Here is a 23,358-nt window from a genome sequence, read left to right as displayed (position 1 = left end):
CTATCTTCGGATGGAAACGGCCATACGGTGATAGGTATGGCGGATTCCACGGATAACCTTTCCGTATTCCAAAATATTTTCAGGCAAAGCCATTCCGCCATATCCCGCATCTCCAAGATGATGCAGATCTGTTCCTGTCATTTTACACATTAACGCAATTTCTTTTATCGTATCTGTGTCCGCTCCCTCCTGAGAGGTTCCGATTGCTGTCAGTGTCATCTTTCCAAGACTGTGCGCGCACACTACTAAACTCCTCACATATTCCATCGTAATCCCCGGCACTGTTCCAGGCGCCGGAAGCAAGATAATATCAGCTCCTGCCTCTGCGAAAGCACGTACATCTGCTTCCGTTAAAATATGTTCTCCACACTCAGATAAAATTCCGGACGCATGCATTTTTCCGGCAATCAGCACCACCTGTTCTCCCAAATGCTCTCTGTAAAGCTTCAAGGTATCCGTAATCGCCGCATTTGTGACCCCAATTCCCGGATTTCCGGTTAGCACAATGAAATCCACGCCCATTTCCACTGCTGTTTTTGCATTTTCAAGTGTCGCTACACGTCCGCCGGAAAGTTTCCACATCTCATTTGTCTCAACACTGCTTTCTTTTCCTTGTTCCAATGGCTCCAAATTAATTCCGACAGGTCTTCCCGTCAATTGTTTTATTTTTCGAATAACTTCTCTATCCTCTGTCTTAGGCAATCCCTGAATCACTGGATGATTGACATCAAACATATTCAAAAGAATCATATCTGCTCCCATCGACGCCACAAATTCTGCGTTTGTCACATCCCCCAGCATCGGTTGTAATATCCCGATTGTCTCACACACAAGAACTCTTCCCTCACTTGCGGAAATTGCCTCAAGAAGTTCTTTCTTCTTCATATTCTCAAAATCTGATGCCGTACAATCTAAAAATCGTTTCATAATCTTCACCATTCCTCTCGTTTTAATTCATAGTCTATAATTATTGCATTTCACCAGCCCACTCAAATCCTTTTTTAGCTGCAATTACAGCGATGATTTCATTGATTACCGCCGCTGCCGCAATTGTTCCCTGAATAATTTTCGCACAGTCCGGTGCCAGTCCTGCTAATACAGACACTGCAATTCCAGTAAACACAAGCGATACTCCTGAATGCGGCAAAAGGGTAAGTCCAAGCTATTTTTTGACACTTTCAGGTGATTTTGTAACACTCGCTCCAAAATATGCCCCAAAATATTTACCTGCAGCACGGACAATGATATAAATCGCAGTAAACATACCTGCACCTAAAATCAAATGATAGTCCAAAGGAGCTCCAAGATTCAAGATCACAATAATCATCGCAATTCCTAAAATCGGGTTGAATCCCTGCATAATCTGCTCCAGTCTCTCCTCTGTAACCATATTGGAAAATGCGGCTGAAAAAGCCATTCCCATCAACATAAAGTTCAAAACCGGGCTTGGCATCACGAAATGGTTAAACACAAATCCAACAGCCGATGTCACTAAAATCATCCCGATTAAGGTAGCCATCGTTGCAAATGCATTCTATTCTCTTTTCAATAGCATTCCTGCAAAAAATCCTATCACCGCTCCTATTATTAACGGAAGGATCACAACCAAGGCAATCATATACGCCGGAAGTTCACCTGACGACGGATTCCCCACAACGATTGCAATTGTCGTAAAGAACACAATACATCCTACAATATCATCCAGCGCAGCCATCGGAATCAGTGTTCCGGTAACCGGTCCTTTTGTGTTAAACTCTCTGACGATCGATAATGCCGGCGCCGGCGCAGTCGCCAACGCGATTCCTCCAAAAATAAACGCCAGATAGACCAGAATATCCGATAAATAGAATACCACGCCGAATACCAACGAGACAACAAAAAATGTTCCCAGTGACTGCGTAAGTGTTGTGATGACAATCGATTTTCCGGAACGTTTGATTTTGTTCCAGACAAGTTCCGTTCCTATCATAAGACCGACTGCACATTCCAATACATGTACGACAATCTGATACCAGCCTGCATCCAAAGTTTCCTGATTCATCACTGCAAACGCATGCGGTCCGAAAACCATCCCCGTAATCAGCCATCCCAAAATGGACGGCAATTTTAATTTGGAAACCAGCTTTCCGATGCCCAACGCAAGAATTACCATAATCAATAAACGTAATATTTGTACTAACATTTTGTATCCACTCCTCCTGTCTCTTTTGCGATTCCATATAACATAATGTTCAGCATTTGTTCTAATTTTGATTCATGATTTTCTATAACCGATTTTATTTCATTGTCTTTATCCGATTTCTCGCGGAAATATCTGTTAAACATTTCTTGAAACATAATAAAATATTCTAGCGCAAAATCTTCTGAAATTCCTTCTCTCAGTTCCAGACGCCCGAGCAGATTTCGATACCGTTTTGCAAGATACATGTCATATCCCTTTTTCAACTGCCGGATATCCCCTTGGAGATGCTTCGGAGGCTGCAGGATACTGTCAAAGAATATATTGCAGCAATACGGATTCTCTGCGAAAAATACTTGTCTGGAATGTAATATTTCCTGCAATTCACTTTGTACGTCCGTAAAATCGTCCTCTGTCCTTTGTAAATATTCCGTCATCTGTGCATAACACTGCCCGACACATTGCAAATACAGCTGATCTTTATTCTTAAAGTTGTGATAAATCAAACCTTTTGAAATCTGATTTTCAATGCACATCGTATTGAGCGATGCCGCATCATAGCTTTTTGTTCCAAATTCTTCCATTGCAGCCGCCATAATTTTTTCTTTTGTTCGTTTTGTTTTTTCACTTTGTTTCAAAATAATCCCTCCAATAAAATAAACCATATAGTCTATTATGCAAATAATAGACTATATGGTCAATATATTGTCAACTATTTTGTCACTACTCCATCACAAAACTTCCAAGATCGTATACCTCTATCTCGCCATCTGTTTCAGACTGTAAAAATCTTACTTTCTGGTTCAATTTCTCACTGTATACTCTTGTCGTCATCACTTCCTCACCATCATTAATAAAAATCTCAATGGCAGAAGTATCTGAATACACAGTCATATTCTTAAGACTGTCCAGCTTCACTGTGCGCTGTTTTCTTCCATGCCCGCTTTTTCCAAGTTCCAGCTTCAGAATGTGATCCTTGTAAGTCAAAGTCACATCGTCCCTGAGACCGAGTATCATCGCAGCATTCTCATCGTCTCTCTTTACAGACAACTCAAAACAGCAGTCTGTCGTCGTCCACTCACCAAAAGATGTAATACTTGTGACCATTTTATTTTTTCTCAGACTTTTTAATTCTTCTAATGGCTTCTGTATTAGCTTTCCATCTTGATATGTTAAAACTCTCGGCATTGTCAGTGCATGGATCCAATCATATTCCACTGTTGCATCATTGTCATAATCCGCATCAGGAATTCCCATCCAGCCAATCAGAATTCTTCTGCCGTTTTCATCAAGAAACGTCTGTGTGGCATAGATGTCAAACCCTTTATCCAATTCATGAAATTCCCCAAGTTTATATTTCTTATTTTCAAAATCCATCTCAATCGGGAAATATCCGCATTGATACACATTCTGATAATCATGTCCGCTCTTTGGAACCCCCTGCGGGCATGCAATCAAAATTTCCTGTCCATCTACTTCAAATAAATCCGGACATTCCCACATATAGCCGAATTTTTCTTCTGGCGCAATCCGGTCAAAATACTTCCATGTCATCAAATCTTCTGATTCAAACAGAAGCACACAGCCTTTTGACTCACAATCCCTTGCTCCCTGAACCATATAATATCTGCCGTTCTTCGCAAATATTTTCGGGTCTCTCACATGCTTTGACATATCTGCCGGATAGTCTGAATTCGTCATCACAAGTTGTTTTTCACCTGCATGCACGCCATCCTCACTTACCAGATGAATCGTATTCTGCTCTCTTCCTTCTAATATATAATCGTAGTCCTTGTCTTGCAATTTTACATTTCCGGTGTAAAAATAATGGATTTTGTCTCCGTCCACAAATGCCGACCCACTGTATACACCGTCTCTGTCCCAGTCACAATCCGGAAACAGGAACGGCTCGCACTCCTGAAAATGAATCCAGTCTGTTGTCGTATAATGTCCCCATAGTTTCGTTCCCCAGCCTGCCAAAAACGGGGTGTATTGGAAGTAAATATGATTGATGCCCTGAAACTCACACAAGCCATTTGGATCGTTCATCCAACCGGTCGGCGGCATCAGGTGAAAATGTAAGCGGTTCTCATCTTTCTTCACCGTCTCTCTCATATATTGATAATCCGGTATTTGCTTTACATAATCTTCTCTGTTCATCATAATATATAACCTTCTATTCCTTCTACTTTTATCTTATTTGTGACTCTTTTTCCATGCTATTTTTCCAAAACAGATTGTGCAGATCGCTCCGATCGCCAATGCGATCAAATGTGCGATAATATAGTTCAGATATCCGTGATTTGCCGGGTTTGCAATCGCAATTCCCGGAACAGCAGTTGTCCCGAATCCAAATGCCGTCAATTTTGAGAAATACACATACGCACCTGCCGCAGCACCGCCGATACATCCTCCAATCAAAGGATAACGATATCTTAAGTTTACCCCAAAGATTGCCGGCTCACTGATTCCAAATAACGTAGAAAGGAAACTTGGAATACACAATTCTCTGGCTTTTAAATTTTTCCAGTTTACTGCCAGATATCCAAGCACAGCTCCACCTTGTCCCATCAGGGCAACTGACATCAGTGGATTGATAAAGTTCGTTCCCGTACTTGCAATGAGCTGCGCTTCCACGGCGCCGATAATATGATGCAGTCCCGTAATAACTACCAGCTGCTGAATTCCTGCAAACAGTGCATAACCGAATACTCCAAGGTTGTTCGTTCCCCATACCATTGCATCTGTAATTCCATTAGAAAGAATTCTTCCCACCGGTCCGATAACTGTAAATAACAGAACGGTAGAAATAAACACCGTCAGCAATGGCGCAACTAAAAGTTTGATCACATCCGGTATCTTTTTGTTGAAAAAGACATCAAGCTTTGCAACCACATATCCCATCATAAGCGCGATAATAATTCCGCCCTGGAATCCCACCAATTCAATCTTGAATCCAAACAAACTGATGATTTCCGGCTGCGCCAATCCCTGTGCTGCCTGATATGCATTTGCCAAAGATCCATCTAACATAATCGCTCCTACAACCATACCAAGCACCGGATTTCCGCCGAATCGCTTGGTCGCTGAATAGCAGACTGCCATCGGTAAAATAGAGAAAATTCCGTTGGATGCGAGACTCACCAGTTTATTGATCGCATATAGTGTATCGTATTTTTGAACAACTTCCAGACCTCCAAGCACACCTGTCAGTCCCATAAGAAGCGCTGCCGCCAACAGCGCCGGCATAATTCCGATAAATACATCCGACAATGCCTTTACCACTGCCTGAACCGGGTTTTGTTTCTTTGCACTTTCTTCTTTTAATTCCCCAAGAGACATATTTTCTGTATGCGTATATTTTGCAAACACTTCATAGACATCGTTTACCGTTCCTGCACCGAAAATAAGCTGCAGCTGGTTTCCTGCCACAAATGCCCCTTTTACTTTATTGATATTTTCTAATTTTTCCATATCCGCTTTATCATTGTCCTTCAAGACAATTCTAAGTCTTGTTGCACAGTGTGCAGAGCCTTGGATGTTATCCATTCCTCCTACACCATTCACAATTTCTTCCGAAATTTTCAGATACTCTTCTGATTTGTTCATTTTATTACCTCCTATGTTTTGGAACCGGTTTCTTTTATACATATTATATTTTCTACATTAACAAATGTCAATAAACATATATGATAAAAAATATTTTTGGAATCGGTTCCAAAAATACACTCTTTTTTTTGTATAAAATACACAAAAAGAGTTCGAACCCGAACTCTTTTCACACAACCTATCTTGCCTGTTTTACACTTTTTCTTTCTACCAAATGATACGGTATAATCTGTACTCTGCTCACCGGTTTCCCCTGTATCATCTGAATGATCGTCTCCGCACTGACTTCTCCCCAGTTCTCCCAGTCAAATGCAACGGTAGTCAGCGGCGGCGTCAGAAGCTCACTTGTCTCATAATTGCCAAATCCCATAACCGACACTTCTTTTCCGATCGCAATATTTCTCTTTGCCAGCGCTTTGTACACTCCCTCTGCGATTCTGTCTGTCGCACAGATAACTGCATCGGGAAGTGCTCTTTCCTGTAATAATCTTTCCATATTTTTCACTGCATCCTCATAGAAAAACGTCGTCTCCACCAACTCGATCTGTGGAACCTGGCATGACTGCAGTCCATCTGTCACACCTTGTTTTCTCTGTTTTCCAACAGCAGGGTCTTCTTCTCCCACCCAGAATACAACTACATCCTGAACTCCTTTGCTTCCCAGATATTTTCCCGCATCCAGACCTGCATGATAATCATCGTATACAACTGAACTCCCATATGGAAACCGTTGCCCCAAAAACAGGATTGGAATCTCCGACTGTTCTACAATCTCCCGATGCCGGTTCGTGATACCGGTTGACAATACCATCATCCCATCTACATTCATTCTTTTGAGTCTTTCCATACACCGTACTTCTTCTTCTAAATCATTTCCTGTATGCATGATCATCGGCGTATAACCTGATTTTTTCAAATATGCCACAATCACTTCTACAAGACGCGGTGTTGTAACCGAGTTAAATCCCGGCACAACCAGTCCGATAATCTGACTGTTCTTTGCACTCAGTCTTGCAAATACATTCGGCTCATAGTGATTCTCCTCAATTACTTTCTTTATTTTCTGACCGGTCTCATACCGTACGCTTCCACCATTCAGGTAACGAGAGACCGTACTTTTTGCCACCCCAGACAGCTGCGCAATATCATTGATTGTCATTTTATTTCCCATCTCTATCCGATCCTTTTACATTTCTATTCTCCCCCTATTATACACACTTTTCCCTTGTTATTCTATATAAAATTGTCTATAATAATGACATCACTAGAAAAGGAGATGTATCACAATGAGAGCTTACGAGCGACTTTTAAAATACGTCGTAGTACGTACACCAAGTGATGAGAACAGCGAGACCGTTCCTTCATCACAATGCCAGTTCGATTTGGCAAATATTTTAGTAGAAGAGTTAAAGGCACTTGGCATCGACAATGCGTATGTCGATGAAAAATGTTTTGTCTATGGAAAATTAGCTGCTACACCGGGTTACGAGAACGCTGTCAAACTCGGATTTATCGCACATATGGATACGGTATCTGATTTCTGCGATCACGATACCACACCTGTTATCACAGAGAATTACAACGGAGAGGACCTTGTACTCGGAGCAAGCGGTCGCGTATTAAGCGTGAAAGACTTCCCTCACCTTCCTTCTTTAAAAGGGCGCACTCTGATCACAACAGACGGAACAACCGTCTTAGGAGCAGACGACAAAGCCGGTATCGCTGAGATTATGACTATGTTAGAGCGAATCATTACAGAAAATATTCCACACGGACAGATCTGTGTTGCATTCACACCGGATGAGGAGATTGGTACTGGCGCACAAAGCTTCAATGTAGAAATTTTTGATGCAGACTTTGGATTTACTTTAGACGGAGACACAGAAGGTGAGATTCAATATGAGAACTTTAATGCCTGCAAAGCAGATTTTGAAATTACAGGCTTTAACGTACATCCAGGTTCCAGCAAGAATGCCATGATCAACGCAAGCCTTGTTGCTATGGAGATCAATTCTTTGCTTCCTGGCACAGAGACTCCTCGTGACACAGAAGATTATGAAGGATTCTATCATCTGATGAGTATGACAGGAGAGGTTGCCTCTGCATCACTGCACTATATTGTGCGCGACCATGACGCTTCTCTGTTCGAGGCAAGAAAGAATACTTTGAGACATATTGAAAAGATCATGAACGAAAAATGGGGTGAAGGAACTGTGCGTCTGACACTCACAGAGCAATACCGCAATATGGCAGAAGTGGTCGCAACCTGCATGCACCTGATTGAAAATGCCCAACTTGCCGCAAAAGCTGCCGGAATCACACCACTTGTAATTCCAATTCGCGGCGGTACAGATGGATGCCAGCTAAGTTTCCGAGGACTTCCTTGTCCGAATCTTGGAACAGGCGGTCACGGATATCACGGACCATATGAACACATCACAGTTGAAGGAATGGATCTCGCAACAGATATGGTTTTAGAATTAGTAAAATTATATGCAAAATAAAAACAACGACGGGGAAGCGTGACGCTTCCCCGTTTCTATATTATCAATGCGGTTTGAATCCTTCCCCGCGCACTTCATTTGATTCCATCGTCACTAAGAATGCCGCTCTGTCCACTTCTTTTACCGCTTTTTGTACCATGTGCATCTGCTTGCTGCTGCATGCACACATCACAACTTGCTTTTCTTCTTTTGAGTAGCTTCCTACTCCTTTTAGCAGTGTAGAGCCTCTCTGTGTCAGTTCATCAATTTTATCCGCAACTTCCTGACCATGTTCTGTCACAATCAATGTCAGTTTTCCCGCATCCATACCATACATGACCTTATCGACTACTACCGACAAAATATAAGTCGAGATCAAACCATAGATAATCTTATCCACATTTCCACCGATCAGCACACCACTTGTAAGTACAATGGCAAAATCCAATACAATAATAATCTTTCCAAGTGACAGATGTGGTCTCAAAACTCGAATCGCCATAATGACGAAATCTGCACCACCTGTGGAAGAATCTCTTAGATAAATAAGTGCATATCCAAGTCCTGAAAAAATGCCCATGCAAATGCAGGAAAGCATCAAGTCTCCCTCATATACCGGAAACATCGGAGCGACAACGTCCATAAAAATCGTAGAAATCACCATCGTCTTTAAGGATTTCAGCAAAAAAGTCTTTCCCAACAGCTTATAACAGATGATAATGATAGGAATATTTAAGACTGCCGTCATAACACCAATCGGAATCCCAAAGAAATGATAAAATATAATCGCAATACCGGAAATACCTGCTACCGGAAATCCGGACGCGACCGCAAAATTATAAACCCCCACTGCAATAAAAAAACTTCCTACTATATCTGCCACTATATCCAATCCAACTTCTTTTACTTTACCCGGTCTCATATAACTCATACCGCCCCTTTCTATATCATATGTCATCTTTTAGCATTTTTTCCCAAACAAAAAGCACCTACGAATCATACAGATATAATTCGCAAATGCTCTTCTAAATATTACTATACTCTTCTATAAAAAAACTGTCAATACTATTACGCCTAAATTATGGAATTTTTAAAAGCCAAAATCATCTCATTTGTCAGACTGATATTTCTTTCTGTCACAGGAATCTCCTCCCGCTCGAACCATTCCGCCAATGCCAGCTCCTCTTGGTCCAATGTAATTTCCGAGTCTCCGTCCAAATTCGCAAAAAATCCCATCAAAAGCGTATCCGTAAAGGACCATGGCTGACTTTTGTAAAACCTGATATTTTTTACTTTCAGCCCGACTTCCTCCATCACCTCACGTTTTACCGTCTCTTCAATCGTCTCTCCAATCTCGGTAAACCCTGCAAGCAATGCATATTTTTTATAATCACGGTCCGCATATTTTGACATCAAAATCCGGTTCCCATCCGTGACTCCGACGATGACCGCTGGCGAAATCTTCGGATATTCCATCTGATGACAATTCTCACAGTATAACATCCGCTCTTTTTGATCTTTCTTCAACGGTTTTCCGCATTTGCCACAGTATTTTCTGCTTTTATACCAATTATAAAGCTGGAATCCCGTAATTCCTGCAAATGCCAGATGCCGTGGTTTTGCATGTCTGAACTGCTCCTTATGTATCATCTGAAAATTACCTGCTGCATCATAAGTGAGATGTTCTGTCAAATAAAATCTCATCTGGTCAATTGAAAACAGATACGTATACTGCTCATAAATATCTGGATTTAATTTTTCCAACTCACCAAATGTTGGAAATGCTATCTCTTTCCCTTCATATTTCACAAGCACTTCCATATCGTGACAGTAAAGCACAAAACTGTCTTTATCCGGTGCTTTTGGATCATATGCATTATTATAAACATATGGTTCTATATCTTGTATCATCTTTTCCTCAGCTCCTTTTTGTGTTCTAAAAGTCCATAACAATTGTATCACACTTCCTCCCAATCGCAAACGGAAAAATCATTTTGCATTTTCCCGATGTTTTTTCTATAATAAATAAAAACGACCAAAACAGAAGGAGGAATATTTCCATGAAAATTGTTTTTTTAGATGCGAAGACGATCGGAGACGATATCGACTTATCCGGATATGAGGAACTGGGCGAAGTGGTCAAGTATGACTTTTCTTCCTCAGAAGAAGTCCCTGCGCGCGTGATCGATGCAGACGTACTCGTCCTGAACAAAGTTCAGGTGAATGAGCATACCATCGGCACTGCCCGCAATTTAAAGCTCGTCTGTGTCACTGCAACCGGAACCAATAATCTCGACAAGGATTACCTTGACAGACGCAATATTGCATGGCGCAATGTTGCCGGATATTCAACAGAATCCGTTGCGCAACATACATTTGCCATGTTGTTCTATCTTTTAGAAAAGCTCAGATACTACGATGATTATGTAAAAGAGGAACGCTACGTTGGCGACACCATTTTTACCCATTTTGCAGAGCGTTTCTGCCAGATTAATGGAAAGACCTGGGGAATTATCGGACTTGGCAATATTGGACGAAGGGTCGCAGATATTGCAAAGGCATTCGGTGCAGATGTAATCTATTATTCTACCTCCGGAAGCAACACACAGGACGGATATACACGGACAGATTTTGACACACTCCTTGCCACCTCCGATATCATTTCCGTGCATGCTCCACTCACTCCAAACACAGAGCATTTAATTGATGCGAAAGCGCTTTCTAAAATGAAGCCTTCTGCCATCTTTCTGAATCTTGGCCGTGGTCCGATTGTCGTGGAAGAAGATCTTGCTGATGCTCTGGAATCCGGTCAGATTGCAGCCGCCGGTCTGGACGTGCTCTGCACCGAACCAATGTGTGCAACAAATCCGCTCCTTCGGATTAAAGACAGTAAAAAGCTGCTGATCACACCGCATATTGCCTGGGCGAGCGTGGAGGCGCGCACCAGTCTCATGAACATTATATTAGGACAGATTCAAGACTGGAAGAAAGAGACAGAGGCGATGTAGCATCGCCTCTGTTTTAATCACTGTTCCGAATCCGTTCTACCAATGCCTCTTTTTTGAAGAAATAGAATACAACTCTCGACACAATAATCGGAATCACTACAAGCAGGACTGTATACACAAGAAAATACCACAGCGGGAAATGATAGTGCATATATTCCGCTTCAAAATGTCTCATAATCTCAATCATACCGATTCCGCCAAGTGTTCCTCCCACCAAGGTGAGCAGGACATTTCCGCCAGCCAGCAAAATTCCTTCACTCTGTACCATCTGATATAATTGTTTTTCCGACATTCCGATGGACTGCAGCATCGCAAATTCCTGTTTTCTTGTGACCATATTGGTGATCAGTGTATTCAAAAGATTTAAAAGACTGAATAAAATAATAAACGCAGACAACCCAAGCATCGTTCCATGCAGCATGTGGAATTGTTCTTCCACTTTGTCTCTTTCCTCCTCGATTGTCTCCAGTGCAAGTAGCGGATTCTCCTCCACAAGTTCCCGGATAGCTTTCCCCACTGCTTTTTCTTTCTCTTTTTCCGTAGATACACTCAACAAATCTGTGAGATTTATGTTTCCCATAATCTCTTTCACACTTTGTTCCGGCAGAATCAGCCACTGCCACTTCGGAGATGGCTCCTCATAATCACTTGGCAGAATCCCTGCAACGGTAAATTCCTCCGTGACATTTTCTGTCCCATTAAAGAACGTAATTTCTATTTTATCCCCGACTGCAAACTCCCATCCGAATAATTCCTGCACTAGATCATTCTTGTTTATGATCAGTTCTTTCTTTTGTGCCATCTCGGCATAGTCCAAACTGGTTCCCATTGCCCGATTCATATCTTTTAATATCTTTTCAGAAAAGGTGTTTACCGAATCATCCACATTTTCTCCGTTTGCCTCCCATTTTACCTCTGCCCGCTCAAAACGATGTACTTTTTTCACCCCTTCAATTTGTTCTATCTGTTTGATAAACTCCAAGCTCAATGGATTTTTCATCTGTATTCCGGTTCTTCCATGTGCCATCGTCTCTACCGCATTAGAGGAAAAACCAATCTGATACTCTCCATAAGAAAATTCTCCGCTTCTTGCGTACTCATCCAGACTGGTTCCCTCTATAAACGTGGCTCCCAACATAAACAAAATACCGCCCACTCCGAGTGAAATCATCGTCAACATTGATTTTTTTCGGTTCCTCTCAGAATTGAGTTTTGCAAGCCGTATGGGGCTTAGCTTTCTGTAAAGTTTTTTTGTCTCCTTTTTTCCCTGTTTTTCGGTCTCCCCGGAATATTTTGCCGCCTCTATTGGAGAGATCGCAGACGCAAGCTTTGCAGGTTTCCGAATAGAAATCAGCACTGTGATCAGATCAGCAATCGTGACACCTATGGCGGTCACAATGGTGTTCTTCCAATCCCATCCATCCCTTTGTGCCAAGTACGCCGCTGCTGCCCCTAATAAAAGACCAATTGGAATTCCACGCATACTGAGCAAAATTCCTTCTCTTCGAATCATTTTCCGAATCTGCTTTCTTGTCATGCCAATCGTAGAAAGCTGACCGAATTGACGAATTCTTCCGATTACCGACAGATAAAATACACTGTAGATTACAAGAACGCTGACAAATAAAATTCCGATACCGATCACTATAACCATCACAGTCTGCTGCAAAGCATTGGAATCTCCGGAAAGTGTGTTTAAAAATGCATTGTTCTCATTCACCTGTTTTCGCTCAATTCCATACTTACTTGCGAGGTCACGAATCTCATTTAAAAATCCGGTCTGATCGTATTGTTTTGCATTGTGAATCCGTACAAGTGCTGTATATGGTACTTGCGAGAGCTGCGAACCATTCTCTGCGTACTGCTCAGATAAAACAACGGAATATACTTTTGACTTTCCTTGCTCTTTCAAAAATCCTGTGACAGTGAATGTCTCCGTCGTTCCATCTAAAAAAGTAAAAGAAAGCTTCGTTCCAAGCTTTTCAAGCTTTCCAATCCTTTTTAAGTATGATTTAGGAACCGCAATCTCATCTTCTTTCTGCGGCATCTTTCCTTCGGAAAGTTTCAGCATCTCCAGCTCTTTGCGGCTTTCTTCCATATACTGAAAGCTTAAAATATAGTCTTCCACTTCAATACTTGGTCCCGTCTTCATTTTTGCTACACAAGATACCTGCTCATCCTTTGCAAGATTTCCAAGCTGCCATCTAACCATTCACAACTCCACAATAAATGTGTATCTGTATTTCCAGATCCCAGATAATCAATTTTTCCAGTTGCCTTAGCATCCCAAAAAGAAATCGCCTCTATTTGATAATCAATTATATTTTCTTGTTTTTCGCTACTTACCAATAAATCTTTTGCACGTCTGACACTCTCCAGGGCTTCTTCTCGATATCGTTCCGGATTTGGCAATACTTCGTTTGTATCATATAAGCACAATTTATTGTCTGTATATAAATGTGGTATACAAAGTTCTTTTTGATCCTCGATATAAATTTCTGGAAATTCATAAGGATAATATTGTGGAAATTTCATGCGTAATTCATACTGGTTTCCTTCAGTTTGAATGAAAATCTTTATTTGTTTTTCTTTCTCCATATATTCGCAGGAAATTCCACTTTCCACTAAATATTCATATACATCTTTATGCAAAATGTTTATCCTCGTTCCCTAATTTTATTGATCCTGCCGTACTCTCTGCTATATCTTTATCGGCATCTTCTCCAGTTGGAAATCTTTCACCAAAAACTTTTTGAAGAATATCTGTCGCGTCCTTCTCGTTACTCTTTTCATTTATTGCAGCATCTAATTTCTTTTTTAAATTATTAAGTCCTTTTAAGATTTCATTTTTTGAAGTCTCACTAACATCTGCAAACAAATCCTCATCAGTAGGAGTAACTGGTTTATAACAATGGAAACTATCCTCTAAAAAATCAATAATATTCGTAACAGTGTCCAATAAAGATAAATCATCCCGTTTTTCAGTCACACTAAAATTATTGCATACTAAAATTGTTATTGCCATTCCTTTAATATCAATGTTCTTATAATCTTTCCATGCTTTCAAGTATTTTACCATGCGACGGATTTCCTGCCCATTTTCATTAACATATCCCTGAAACCAAGCTGTAAATGCTTTAGGATCGCTTTCAATCCACCCTTTAGATTTATGAGCTAAATATGCTATACTATCTCCAGCACTATTCTCACCCATGATATAAATTGGTAAATCAATATGATACTTATCTTCATATACAACTCTAATACAGGTATTTTTATCGATTGGTGAATTTGAAGTATGTTTTTCTACAGCCTCTTTTACCCATGTATGTACAGTCTGAGCAGCTGGCCAATCATCCTGATCTGTTGAATATCCTCTCAGATAAACTCCATTATCTAGGTCAAACTCATCGCCATCTAAGGGCATAATAGCTGTTTTCATGGCATAAGATCCCTGTGTACAATGTTGAGGTTTTTTTCTCCCCTTTTCTTCAAACTTGTTGCCAATTTTATTTCTTAACTATAAATGAGCAAATTTGAAAAATTGCACAAAACTACACTGCGAATTTCATAAATGAATCAAAATCATTACTTTCCTTTGCGCATTGAAAAAGATAACGATACTTTTCCAGCTGAATGGTATCACAGATTTCGTGATATCCAGTTTCAAACGAGCAGAATCTACCAGTACCTACTGCACACATGAAATGTGCCAGTGACATAAGCAGCCAGTACCTTTTGATCCCCTGTGCAGAGCGTATCTGATAGCCGTCCAGTGCCAGTTTCTCCTTACATTGGCGGAAAAATACTTCAATCGGCCATCGACACACATACCAGGAAAGAATCTCCTGTGTAGATAGGGCTACGTTTGTACTGATGAAAGCACGCAATGCTTTGGGATTACCAAATGCTTTTTCCGGATAACTCAAAAGAACTACCGCATTTTCTATGCCGTTGAGGTTTCCCTCGTACCGGTACACAAATCTCTCCAAAACCGCCCCAAAAACTGTACTAAACTTTTCCCCTAAAAGCGTCTGGAAAATAAGCACAAGCAACAAGGCTGGAAAGAGAATTTTGCCTATTACAAATAATACTCTACACCTTTCCGGCTGCGGATGAAATCCTGTACCTCTTTCAACTCTTCTGCTATCCGGCAGGACGGAAGCGCACACATCACATCTTCGTGATACTTGCCGCCTTTTACCGCCCGAATATCTAAAATAGACACCACACAAGTATCAGTTTCTGTACGAATGGCTCTCCCAAATCCCTGGCGCAGTTTCTTCTGCATATCCGGCACAATGATGGACTGAATATAGGTTTCCAGGGAATCATAGGTTTCCTTCTCTGCTTCACTGATGGGATCCGGCACTGCAAAGGGCAGTTTCACAATGATAAGGGAAGACACCATATCTCCCGGAAAGTCTACTCCTTCCCAACAAGAGCCTGCTGCAAACAGTACCCCATTCTCCATGGTCTTAAAGCGCAGGATTTCTTCCTGGGAGTGTCTCCATACTTCCACCATGGGAAATGGCAGGCTATCTCTTAAAATCTGATACACACTTCCCATCAGTGTATAAGAAGTAAACAGTACCAGCGTATGCCCATAAGTGGAACAGATCAGAGAATGGATATGGTTTGCCACCATCACCGCCTCTTCCCGGCTTCCTCTCCTGCAATGATCCAACGTCTTTGGCAGGTATAGCAGACAATTCTTTTCGTAGGAAAAAGGGGACTCTGCCACATATTCCTGCACTCCTGCCCTTCCCTCCAGCCCGGTGATCTGCCTGGTGCGTAAAAAGCCTGTTCCTGCCTTTAGTGTCCCACTGGTCAAGATGGCGGACATTCCTTCTTCCCAGTTCCATAACATCTTCCGGAGCAGTCCTGGGATTTCCCGGCTAGCTGCACACAAAACGGGAAGCTGCTCTGTATCCAAATGCAGATAACGAACATATTTCTCATCGCTGCTACAAAAACACTCCAGCACATCCTTTGCTTCTTCCAGCCGGTTCCATATCCACTTTGGAACACTTCGCTCCAGCTTTTCTAAAAGAAATTCCAGCATCTCTACGCCTTCCCACAGAGAAACCACACTATTTGTTGTATTACGGAACGTTTCCCGGATTCCTTTTCCAATTCGGTGTTCTGCACCAACAACATGCAATGCGTCATGCATGACTGTCCGCAGGATTTTTGCCTCTTCTTTCTGATGCTCCCGTTCCAGATAATATGCTATTTCCCGGATATCATCCATACACAGGTTTTTTCCAAACATCTGCCTTGCCGCTTCCGGTAACTTATGAGCTTCATCTACAATCAACGTCCGATAATCAGACAATAAAGGCTTGTATCCTTCTGCTCTGTGATATGCATCTGCCAGTAAATAATTATGATTACAGATTTGAATGAACACATCCTGTTTCCTGGATTCTTCCAGATATCTCTGATAGCGGCACATCTGCCTGCCCGGACATTCTCTTGGACAGAATTTCGGCACACAGACCAGCCTTCTGTCAAACCCGCTCAGATTCTTTACGCTATCCATATCGTAATGCTTTCGCAAGGACAGTAATGCTGCTTTTTGAACAGCATTCTTCTGTTTATGGCGGATTGCTTCGATTCGTTGTTCCAGCCTATTGTCACAGACAAAGTGTTCTTTCCCTTTTCGCACCACTGCCCGAAGCGGGGACTGAATGATTCCTTGCTCCAGCAGCACCCTGGACAAAAAGGGAATATATTCTGTTAAAATGGCTTTCTGCAATGCAATGCTGGAGGTGGACACCACCACCGGGCGCTGTTCCAATGGATTTCCTCGCCCTGTCAGCATGGAATACTTCCGCAATAATACACAGGCTACCAGATAGGCATAGGTCTTCCCAATTCCTACCCCTGCATCACACAAGGCAATCTGTTCTCCCAGCAGAGTATCCAGCATTTCATGGCATAGACGGATCTGCTCTTCCCTGACTGCCAGTCCCTGTTCCGGAAATAGCACCCGGAAGATCTTCTCCACTTCCTGATGCGCTCTTTTTTGATTTCTTATCGTTTCTTCTTTTCTTTGGTACCGTATTTGTCCTCGACTCCCCGGCTGCCACACCACATCTATGGTAGGGAACATTACAGGCGGATGCTTCGCTTGGCACCGCTCGCAGATTTTCTGAAAGTCTTGCTGATTACAACTTAGAGTCCATCCTCTTCCTTATGGGAAGAAATTCGTATCATTATCCCCCTCCGATGCTCCTGGCGAAAGACCTGCGAAAGTCCATTCACAGCTATAAGGAGTCGCTCAGAATGAGAACAGGCACTGACAGTTTTCTCACGAAATGATCCGCCATAGTCTTTGGACAGACCTTTCCATAACAATCCAGCAGTGCTTGTCCCCATCCGTCCTGGCGCTTATGCTGTCACGCTTCTATCTTTGGGAACGTACCTGTAATGCTGGTATGTGGTTATCAAGGAACGAGGGGCAATTACCCCTTTCATATATAGAGCCGATGAGATACCCCATTTTTCTTCACTTCTTCAAAACTTTTTTAATTTTTTTCTTTAATCGCTCAATCCGTGTATAAATGGTCTTTTCCGGCAGTCCCATCTGGCCTGCAATTTCATGAACTGAAAATCCCCACATCTTCAGAAGTAAAATCTGCAGTGTTTTCTTATCCGACTCCAAAAGAACCTGTAACAGTTGCTCATTTTCCACACTGTCAAGTAACTGTTGAATATTAAGCACCACTGAAGATGGTTCTTCCAATTCCCTGGTGTATAATTCTTCTTGATTAGAAGAAAAATGTTCCCAGAATCTCCGCTCCGCATTAAAGTCCTGCCAGTCTAATTCACGAAGTCTTTGGATTACCTCTTCACTGACACCGGATTTTCGCAAAATCCGTTCCTCCTGCTCCTTCCACTGTTTCCATTTAGATTCTTCTTTTGCTTTATGAAATGTCACCTTTCTTTTCCTCCGATCTGAATTTTTTTGAAATCAAATCGGAGTGGCGGTGACCTTGCCTTCTCACAGGCAAAAGACTGTATGAACCGGAGTTTTCTCCACAAAAAGAAAGATGCCGCAATCCTGTTTTGAATTGCGACACCACCAAACGCTGCATATGAAGTTAGGTTTTTCTCTTTTGTAGCTCTTTCCGGCACATACACTGCTCCTTTATGTCATGGAACGAAGCCCATTTTTTACATAAAGAAGTAGTATACAAAACGAATCTGTCATCAGACTGTCAGTTGTCTGTCAAATAACTGTCAGTTTTCCTGTCATTTCTTTTCTATTACAGTTACAACCAAATCTCGCCATATAAAAAGCAGGCTCCATTTTCAGAAACCCGCCTTCTATGATTCCTTATATACTTTTAAACAATATCCAACCTCTTTTACACTGCTGATTATATGCTCTGCATTTACATCTACTTTTTTCAATTTCTGTTTCAGTCGATGTACCATGCAGTAAATAATATTTGTAATATCCCCATGTGGGTACTCCTGCCATACCAGTTGATAGATCTGACTGTATGTATATACTCTTCCCGGCGTAGTTGCTAACAGATACAGAAAATCAAACTCCCTTTTTACAACAGGGATTCTTTTATGCTCCCATTCTACTGTTCTTTGAAGTGGAAGGATTTTCAGTTTTCCCACCATAACAGGGATTTCTTCTTTTCTTTCCGATTTCCATTCTGTATAGCGGCGAATCAATGCATACGACTGCAGACTGACTTCTTCCGCTGTATACGGTTGTGTCAATACCACATCTGCCCCCCAAGTAAATGATTTTATTTCGCATTTCAGAATGATCCGGTAATAAAACAATCATAGGTGTTATCACCAGCTTTCGGATTGCTTCTACAAGTTGGCATACTATTTCCAGTTCTCGTTTTACTGCAATTAAAATCAAATGATAAGAGAAAACTGTCAGGTTGGAAAGGGCATCCTGGATACTTTTCATTTGATAAAACTCTGCTCGTTGTTCCAACAAAATCAAACTTTCCCATGTCATTTCTCCTTCATCAGCAATTACTATAATTCTGTTTTTCTTCACACCCCCATCTCTCTGTTTCTCATATTACAATTCCTCCACATGACTTTCTGTATAATGATAAAAATAGTTTTCATTTTTTAATAACGCCAGAAAAAATATTTGCTGCACTTCACATGAATTATTGCTTCATCCGGTATAAAATGAGTTTCATCAAAGACCTATCCTCATTTACTTACAAGTCCCGCAATTGATGTTCCATAAGCCAATAAACATTTCCATATCGAAAAAGTCTTTGATATATATACGAATAGTTAAATCTTTCCTTGTCTGCATTTGAATTTAACACCTATATATGTATTCTTCATATTCTCCCAGAACTATTTTTAAAGCGGTATTGTAATATCTACATTTTACATCATAAACCGATTTTCCCACGGACACAAAAAATCTTTTTCCTGCTCCAGAATTGAGTGACCTATAGTTTTTTTGCTTTATCATCCCATTTTTACAGTGCCTTTATCACAATTTCAGAAGAATGCACACCCATTTTTCGGATACAGCATAATTTTTCAACAGAATTATATTTTTGTTCTAAATTCTGGATAAAACAAAACTTTTGTCTTTTAAGACAATTATAAGTACTTGTTGGAAGCATCAAATACTCTATTGGTGCCCAATTCCCGTTTCCGATTAAAAACTTCAAATTATTCCAAAAAGATTTGTACAATTCGTAACACCGTGGATTTTTTTAAGTTTTTATATATCCCCTTGTAAAACTACTTTTTTCATTTTTTCCAAGTTATAAGCTGCTTAGAATATAATGGGCATTCTACCAAACTTAACGTTTTAACGTATGTACTGCAAAAAAGGTCTATATATTCTTCCAAGGTTATAATCGAATTTTCGTAGTATAAACTCATTGAACTCATTTCCACTTACTACACATTCGTTCCTAAATTTTAATTCTTCCACATGATTTTCTGCATAATGATAAAAAATAGTTTCCATCTCTTTACAAGACCTAAAGAAATATTTATTGCCTTTTAAAAAGAAGTAATTAAAATCCTTTTTAACCATTAATCTGATAAATTTATACTTGTATCCGCAATAGATGCCATTTCTAAATCATGCGTTATGATAATACAAATTTTATCTGCAAAAATCAAATGAATCGACTCTTTCAGTAACCCACTAGTGTACTGTATTGTTGACATTTAACTAAATATTTATAGCTATTATAGCCGCTTCATGTTAAAATAAAAGAAAACAGCGGTGATTTATATGGCAAGACCAAGAAAATATGTCATTAAACTTACAGATGATGAATTGAAGACATTAAAATCTATAATTCGCAAAAGTAATACATCTAAAACTATTCGAAGCAGATGCCAGATTATTATTGATTTGGATGAGGCTCATGGGAAAGTATTAACCCATGAGCAATCCGCAAGATCAAATGGTGTTTGCCTGACAACTGTAACGAATACAGTGACCAAATATTTTTCCGGTGGCATTGAAGCGGTTACCGAGTTCAAAAGAAATATCAATTCCGACAATGCAAGGCGTATCCTTGATGGACGTGCAGAAGCACGTATTATTGAACTTGCCTGCGGTCCTGTTCCAGAAGGTCATTCCAGATGGACTTTGCGTCTGCTGGAAAAAGAAGCCAAAGTAGTGCTTGATACACCGGTTAGCAAAGATGCTATCCGTAGAGCCTTAAAAAAAACAAACTTCGACCTCACAAAAATGAATACTGGTGCATTCCCTCAAGAGAGGACGCAGAATTTATAGCTTGTATGGAGGATGTTCTCGATGTATACGAACTTCCATATAACCCACAACGCCCCGTTGTTTGTATGGACGAAAAACCATATCAGTTACTTGGCGAGGCAAGATCCCCACTTCCTATGCGCCCCGGCAATGACCAGAAAGTAGATTCTGAGTATGTCAGAAATGGTACATGCAGCATTTTTGCATTCGTAGAACCGCTTGGTGGAGCTCATCATGTAAGTGTTCGGGAACATCGGACTGCAATTGACTGGGCAGAAGAAATCAAATATCTTGCCGATGTCATGTATCCAGATGTAGAAAAAATAATTCTTGTAATGGATAATCTTAATACACATAAACCAGCATCATTGTACAAACGTTACCCTTGTAGTGCTATAATACCTGCTGATGAAGCCAGAAGAATCATGAAACGGTTGGAGATTCACTACACACCAAAACATGGCAGCTGGCTTGATATTGCAGAAATCGAACTTAACGTCATGACCAGACAATGTTTGAACAGAAGGATTGATAATATTTCAAATCTTCGTAAGGAATTATCAGCATGGGAAGTTGAACGAAATACCGTAGCCGCAAAGGTAAACTGGCAATTTCGAACGGAGGATGCAAGAATTAAATTGAATTCCTTGTATCCGACATTTACTACTGCATCTGAATAAGATGCAGTAGTAATGTTAAATATCAACGATACAGCACACTAGATTACTAGGACAGATTTAAATTTGGCACTAAAGTTTCTTCTTTGTCTGGACATAAGTATGAATCCTCTCTTTCATACTGATTTTAGTATATCAGATTCATTAAAAAATTTCCGAAAAAGTGTCTTAATTTATGAGACCATTATAATACTATTTATTTTGATAATTGATTCGTTCTCCTTGAATTACCGGATAACAAATCAATTTGTTATTATCCAGATTTTCCACATGCATATCTACTGCACTGATCTGATGATTTTCATAAGTATTATAATAATAGATACCTTTTGCCACATTACAACAAGACGTATACAAAGTGATTTCACATTTTCCATCAGCCACCTCACAACATCCACGTTGCTGATCCACAGATCCAAGAATATGGAAGAACTGACTAACACTTTCTGCCTCTGATTCACCTGAAATTGCATTTACTTTTGTAAAAGCTACACGCACAAAACGAGAGGAAGATGAAAGATCTCCCGGAAGACCTAATCCACCCATACCTCTACTATATGCATCAAGAGCCAAATTTTCGCAAAAAGTGTTTTCTGGTTGCTTTGGGGATAAATACATATAATTGTTTAATTGAAACATCTGTTGTGGAAATGGCGGATTATTCGTAAGCACTCCTACCGGATTATCATAAATATGCAGACCATCTGACATAGATTCTACAGTAATTGATTCATTTTCATCAGAGATAATCCAATGCAATTGTGCTAATGGCAGTTGTTCACTGAAAGGAGTATTAACAATATTAATTCGATCAAGAAGCTCACGAACTTCTACTAAAGAAGCACACTGACTTAAAATCCACGAAATAAATTCAAACTGTGCAATATTTTCCACATTAGACTGAACCTCAGAATAAGCAGCATTTCCGACAAAATTCAATCCTGCCATTGCTACTCCTTTTTCATTCATCGCATCATAGTACAAAGGATAATCCTCTGCTACATGGGCCATTCCAATAATTGCATAATGATGTTCCATATCACCAACATGACGAAAGCGAAACGAATAATTACGTGGTGTAATTACTATCTGATCACCATAAGAGAATTCATAATCGAGTGTTCTTCCAAAATAAAAATCTTTTGTTTTATAAGTTGCTGCTGTACACATAAACGTTTATCCTCCTAAATAATTCGAAATATGTCAATAAGATTTTTGCTGAACAATAGTATAGCACACTTCTTTTGTTTTGTTTCAAATTCACACATAATCATCCATCATGAAATTTCATCAATCTTAATCATGATCTTAGTTATATAATCCTCTTCGTCAGAGATTACAAAATCATTTAATCCTGCTTCATAAGCATAACCATTAAGCTGTAAATTATTTTTCTGGCATAATCCAGCATTTTTTGATATAGAACCGGCAATCTATCCCAAGTACCTTTCTGGTATCTGCAGAGATATTTTCTTCCAGACTTTGTAAAACAATCTGAAGACATTTTTGCGTTCAGAGTAGTTGTATAGAGTCCTTCGTATCTGTAGAAATTCGTCTTATACACATTATCAAGAGAAATAAAACTTCCCATTCCCATCCGGATCTGTTCAATTCCCCATGTATCTTTTAAGTGATAAATGGCTTTTGATAT

25 protein-coding genes are annotated in these 23,358 nt (G+C 40.3%); 4 read left to right on the top strand and 21 right to left on the bottom strand.

Features of this window, described 5'->3' with window-relative positions; genetic code table 11:
- The 8 genes from BQ5364_RS04695 to BQ5364_RS04670 form a co-directional block, all read right to left on the bottom strand.
- On the bottom strand, window positions 1–927 hold the full coding sequence (locus BQ5364_RS04695) for a DUF7916 family protein (RefSeq protein WP_207646111.1): 927 nt from the start codon (window positions 925–927) through the stop codon (window positions 1–3).
- Between the two features lie 40 nt (window positions 928–967).
- Window positions 968–1,147: a hypothetical protein gene (locus tag BQ5364_RS18625; RefSeq protein WP_331463006.1), complete on the bottom strand. Its 180-nt coding sequence runs from the start codon at window positions 1,145–1,147 to the stop codon at window positions 968–970.
- A gap of 15 nt (window positions 1,148–1,162) precedes the next feature.
- Complete coding sequence (locus BQ5364_RS18620; RefSeq protein ID WP_004614539.1) at window positions 1,163–1,519, bottom strand: cation:proton antiporter; 357 nt, start codon at window positions 1,517–1,519, stop codon at window positions 1,163–1,165.
- A 15-nt stretch (window positions 1,520–1,534) separates the two neighbouring features.
- Complete coding sequence (locus tag BQ5364_RS18615; RefSeq protein ID WP_004614540.1) at window positions 1,535–2,182, bottom strand: cation:proton antiporter domain-containing protein; 648 nt, start codon at window positions 2,180–2,182, stop codon at window positions 1,535–1,537.
- A complete protein-coding gene (locus BQ5364_RS04685) occupies window positions 2,176–2,817 on the bottom strand; it encodes a TetR/AcrR family transcriptional regulator (protein ID WP_071143742.1) in 642 nt (213 codons plus the stop codon). The genes BQ5364_RS18615 and BQ5364_RS04685 overlap by 7 nt, the downstream gene beginning before the upstream one ends.
- An 85-nt stretch (window positions 2,818–2,902) precedes the next feature.
- The gene (locus BQ5364_RS04680; RefSeq protein ID WP_004614542.1) at window positions 2,903–4,342 is read right to left on the bottom strand and encodes a glycoside hydrolase family 32 protein; all 1,440 of its coding nucleotides are present in this window, start codon (window positions 4,340–4,342) and stop codon (window positions 2,903–2,905) included.
- Between the two features lie 33 nt (window positions 4,343–4,375).
- Window positions 4,376–5,788: a PTS transporter subunit EIIC gene (locus BQ5364_RS04675; protein WP_071143741.1), complete on the bottom strand. Its 1,413-nt coding sequence runs from the start codon at window positions 5,786–5,788 to the stop codon at window positions 4,376–4,378.
- Between the two features lie 178 nt (window positions 5,789–5,966).
- On the bottom strand, window positions 5,967–6,959 hold the full coding sequence (locus BQ5364_RS04670; RefSeq protein WP_071143740.1) for a LacI family DNA-binding transcriptional regulator: 993 nt from the start codon (window positions 6,957–6,959) through the stop codon (window positions 5,967–5,969).
- 115 nt (window positions 6,960–7,074) lie between these two features.
- Between BQ5364_RS04670 and pepT the strand changes: the two genes are divergently transcribed.
- On the top strand, window positions 7,075–8,292 hold the full coding sequence (gene pepT / locus BQ5364_RS04665; protein ID WP_071143739.1) for a peptidase T: 1,218 nt from the start codon (window positions 7,075–7,077) through the stop codon (window positions 8,290–8,292).
- A 43-nt stretch (window positions 8,293–8,335) separates the two neighbouring features.
- Here the strand turns inward: pepT and BQ5364_RS04660 are convergent, their stop codons facing one another.
- Complete coding sequence (locus tag BQ5364_RS04660) at window positions 8,336–9,193, bottom strand: YitT family protein (protein ID WP_022250713.1); 858 nt, start codon at window positions 9,191–9,193, stop codon at window positions 8,336–8,338.
- Between the two features lie 152 nt (window positions 9,194–9,345).
- Window positions 9,346–10,182, bottom strand: coding sequence for an NAD(+) diphosphatase (gene nudC / locus BQ5364_RS04655; RefSeq protein ID WP_044988195.1), 837 nt, complete (start codon window positions 10,180–10,182; stop codon window positions 9,346–9,348).
- A gap of 149 nt (window positions 10,183–10,331) precedes the next feature.
- Between nudC and BQ5364_RS04650 the strand changes: the two genes are divergently transcribed.
- Entirely contained in the window at window positions 10,332–11,279 is a 948-nt protein-coding gene (locus tag BQ5364_RS04650; protein WP_071143738.1) for a D-2-hydroxyacid dehydrogenase, read from the top strand.
- A 13-nt stretch (window positions 11,280–11,292) separates the two neighbouring features.
- Here the strand turns inward: BQ5364_RS04650 and BQ5364_RS04645 are convergent, their stop codons facing one another.
- The 9 genes from BQ5364_RS04645 to BQ5364_RS18905 form a co-directional block, all read right to left on the bottom strand.
- Entirely contained in the window at window positions 11,293–13,491 is a 2,199-nt protein-coding gene (locus BQ5364_RS04645) for an ABC transporter permease (RefSeq protein WP_083382685.1), read from the bottom strand.
- Window positions 13,437–13,877: a ubiquitin-conjugating enzyme family protein gene (locus BQ5364_RS04640; protein WP_004614554.1), complete on the bottom strand. Its 441-nt coding sequence runs from the start codon at window positions 13,875–13,877 to the stop codon at window positions 13,437–13,439. Before BQ5364_RS04640 ends, BQ5364_RS04645 begins: the two co-directional genes overlap by 55 nt.
- A 46-nt stretch (window positions 13,878–13,923) precedes the next feature.
- Window positions 13,924–14,787, bottom strand: coding sequence for a CBASS cGAMP synthase (locus BQ5364_RS04635; protein WP_235837196.1), 864 nt, complete (start codon window positions 14,785–14,787; stop codon window positions 13,924–13,926).
- A gap of 46 nt (window positions 14,788–14,833) precedes the next feature.
- Entirely contained in the window at window positions 14,834–15,259 is a 426-nt protein-coding gene (locus BQ5364_RS04630) for a hypothetical protein (protein ID WP_083382683.1), read from the bottom strand.
- A 101-nt stretch (window positions 15,260–15,360) separates the two neighbouring features.
- Window positions 15,361–17,397 carry an ATP-dependent DNA helicase gene (locus tag BQ5364_RS04625; protein WP_235837118.1) on the bottom strand — a complete coding sequence of 679 codons (2,037 nt, stop codon included), beginning with the start codon at window positions 17,395–17,397 and terminating at the stop codon, window positions 15,361–15,363.
- A 396-nt stretch (window positions 17,398–17,793) separates the two neighbouring features.
- Window positions 17,794–18,225 (bottom strand): sigma-70 RNA polymerase sigma factor region 4 domain-containing protein, encoded by a 432-nt coding sequence (locus tag BQ5364_RS04620; protein WP_004614559.1) that lies wholly within the window; start codon window positions 18,223–18,225, stop codon window positions 17,794–17,796.
- A 389-nt stretch (window positions 18,226–18,614) separates the two neighbouring features.
- Window positions 18,615–19,031 carry a winged helix-turn-helix domain-containing protein gene (locus BQ5364_RS04610; protein WP_009320151.1) on the bottom strand — a complete coding sequence of 139 codons (417 nt, stop codon included), beginning with the start codon at window positions 19,029–19,031 and terminating at the stop codon, window positions 18,615–18,617.
- A 35-nt stretch (window positions 19,032–19,066) separates the two neighbouring features.
- Window positions 19,067–19,273: a hypothetical protein gene (locus BQ5364_RS04605; protein ID WP_009320153.1), complete on the bottom strand. Its 207-nt coding sequence runs from the start codon at window positions 19,271–19,273 to the stop codon at window positions 19,067–19,069.
- Window positions 19,274–19,765: 492 nt separating this feature from the next.
- Entirely contained in the window at window positions 19,766–19,918 is a 153-nt protein-coding gene (locus BQ5364_RS18905) for a hypothetical protein (RefSeq protein WP_369123812.1), read from the bottom strand.
- 623 nt (window positions 19,919–20,541) lie between these two features.
- On the opposite strand from BQ5364_RS18905, the gene BQ5364_RS04600 reads away from it, so the two are divergent.
- Together BQ5364_RS04600 and BQ5364_RS04595 are read left to right on the top strand one after the other, a co-directional pair.
- On the top strand, window positions 20,542–21,051 hold the full coding sequence (locus BQ5364_RS04600) for a helix-turn-helix domain-containing protein (RefSeq protein WP_004614566.1): 510 nt from the start codon (window positions 20,542–20,544) through the stop codon (window positions 21,049–21,051).
- Window positions 21,021–21,710 carry an IS630 family transposase gene (locus BQ5364_RS04595; protein WP_117787421.1) on the top strand — a complete coding sequence of 230 codons (690 nt, stop codon included), beginning with the start codon at window positions 21,021–21,023 and terminating at the stop codon, window positions 21,708–21,710. The genes BQ5364_RS04600 and BQ5364_RS04595 overlap by 31 nt, the downstream gene beginning before the upstream one ends.
- Window positions 21,711–21,899: 189 nt before the next feature.
- Here the strand turns inward: BQ5364_RS04595 and bsh are convergent, their stop codons facing one another.
- A complete protein-coding gene (gene bsh, locus BQ5364_RS04590; RefSeq protein ID WP_071143735.1) occupies window positions 21,900–22,877 on the bottom strand; it encodes a choloylglycine hydrolase in 978 nt (325 codons plus the stop codon).
- Between the two features lie 178 nt (window positions 22,878–23,055).
- Complete coding sequence (locus tag BQ5364_RS04585) at window positions 23,056–23,298, bottom strand: hypothetical protein (protein WP_009320157.1); 243 nt, start codon at window positions 23,296–23,298, stop codon at window positions 23,056–23,058.
- Window positions 23,299–23,358 lie beyond the last annotated feature (60 nt).

Source organism: Coprococcus phoceensis, assembly GCF_900104635.1.
Lineage (GTDB): Bacteria > Bacillota > Clostridia > Lachnospirales > Lachnospiraceae > Faecalimonas > Faecalimonas phoceensis.
Note: the sequence above shows the minus strand (reverse complement) of the source record. Positions and strands in the feature narration are given on the sequence as shown.

Bases quoted from the DNA above. Each gene is read 5' to 3' on its own strand.
- BQ5364_RS04585 (WP_009320157.1), bottom strand. From the start codon at position 23,298: ATGGGAAGTTTTATTTCTCTTGATAATGTGTATAAGACGAATTTCTAC.
- BQ5364_RS04625 (WP_235837118.1), bottom strand. From the start codon at position 17,397: ATGTTCCCTACCATAGATGTGGTGTGGCAGCCGGGGAGTCGAGGACAA.
- BQ5364_RS04645 (WP_083382685.1), bottom strand. From the start codon at position 13,491: ATGGTTAGATGGCAGCTTGGAAATCTTGCAAAGGATGAGCAGGTATCT.
- bsh (WP_071143735.1), bottom strand. From the start codon at position 22,877: ATGTGTACAGCAGCAACTTATAAAACAAAAGATTTTTATTTTGGAAGA.
- BQ5364_RS04675 (WP_071143741.1), bottom strand. From the start codon at position 5,788: ATGAACAAATCAGAAGAGTATCTGAAAATTTCGGAAGAAATTGTGAAT.
- nudC (WP_044988195.1), bottom strand. From the start codon at position 10,182: ATGATACAAGATATAGAACCATATGTTTATAATAATGCATATGATCCA.
- BQ5364_RS18620 (WP_004614539.1), bottom strand. From the start codon at position 1,519: ATGGCTACCTTAATCGGGATGATTTTAGTGACATCGGCTGTTGGATTT.
- BQ5364_RS04670 (WP_071143740.1), bottom strand. From the start codon at position 6,959: ATGGGAAATAAAATGACAATCAATGATATTGCGCAGCTGTCTGGGGTG.
- BQ5364_RS04640 (WP_004614554.1), bottom strand. From the start codon at position 13,877: ATGGAGAAAGAAAAACAAATAAAGATTTTCATTCAAACTGAAGGAAAC.
- BQ5364_RS04605 (WP_009320153.1), bottom strand. From the start codon at position 19,273: ATGGGAAAGTTTGATTTTGTTGGAACAACGAGCAGAGTTTTATCAAAT.
- BQ5364_RS04680 (WP_004614542.1), bottom strand. From the start codon at position 4,342: ATGATGAACAGAGAAGATTATGTAAAGCAAATACCGGATTATCAATAT.
- pepT (WP_071143739.1), top strand. From the start codon at position 7,075: ATGAGAGCTTACGAGCGACTTTTAAAATACGTCGTAGTACGTACACCA.
- BQ5364_RS04695 (WP_207646111.1), bottom strand. From the start codon at position 927: ATGAAACGATTTTTAGATTGTACGGCATCAGATTTTGAGAATATGAAG.
- BQ5364_RS04650 (WP_071143738.1), top strand. From the start codon at position 10,332: ATGAAAATTGTTTTTTTAGATGCGAAGACGATCGGAGACGATATCGAC.
- BQ5364_RS04660 (WP_022250713.1), bottom strand. From the start codon at position 9,193: ATGAGACCGGGTAAAGTAAAAGAAGTTGGATTGGATATAGTGGCAGAT.
- BQ5364_RS04600 (WP_004614566.1), top strand. From the start codon at position 20,542: ATGGCAAGACCAAGAAAATATGTCATTAAACTTACAGATGATGAATTG.
- BQ5364_RS18615 (WP_004614540.1), bottom strand. From the start codon at position 2,182: ATGTTAGTACAAATATTACGTTTATTGATTATGGTAATTCTTGCGTTG.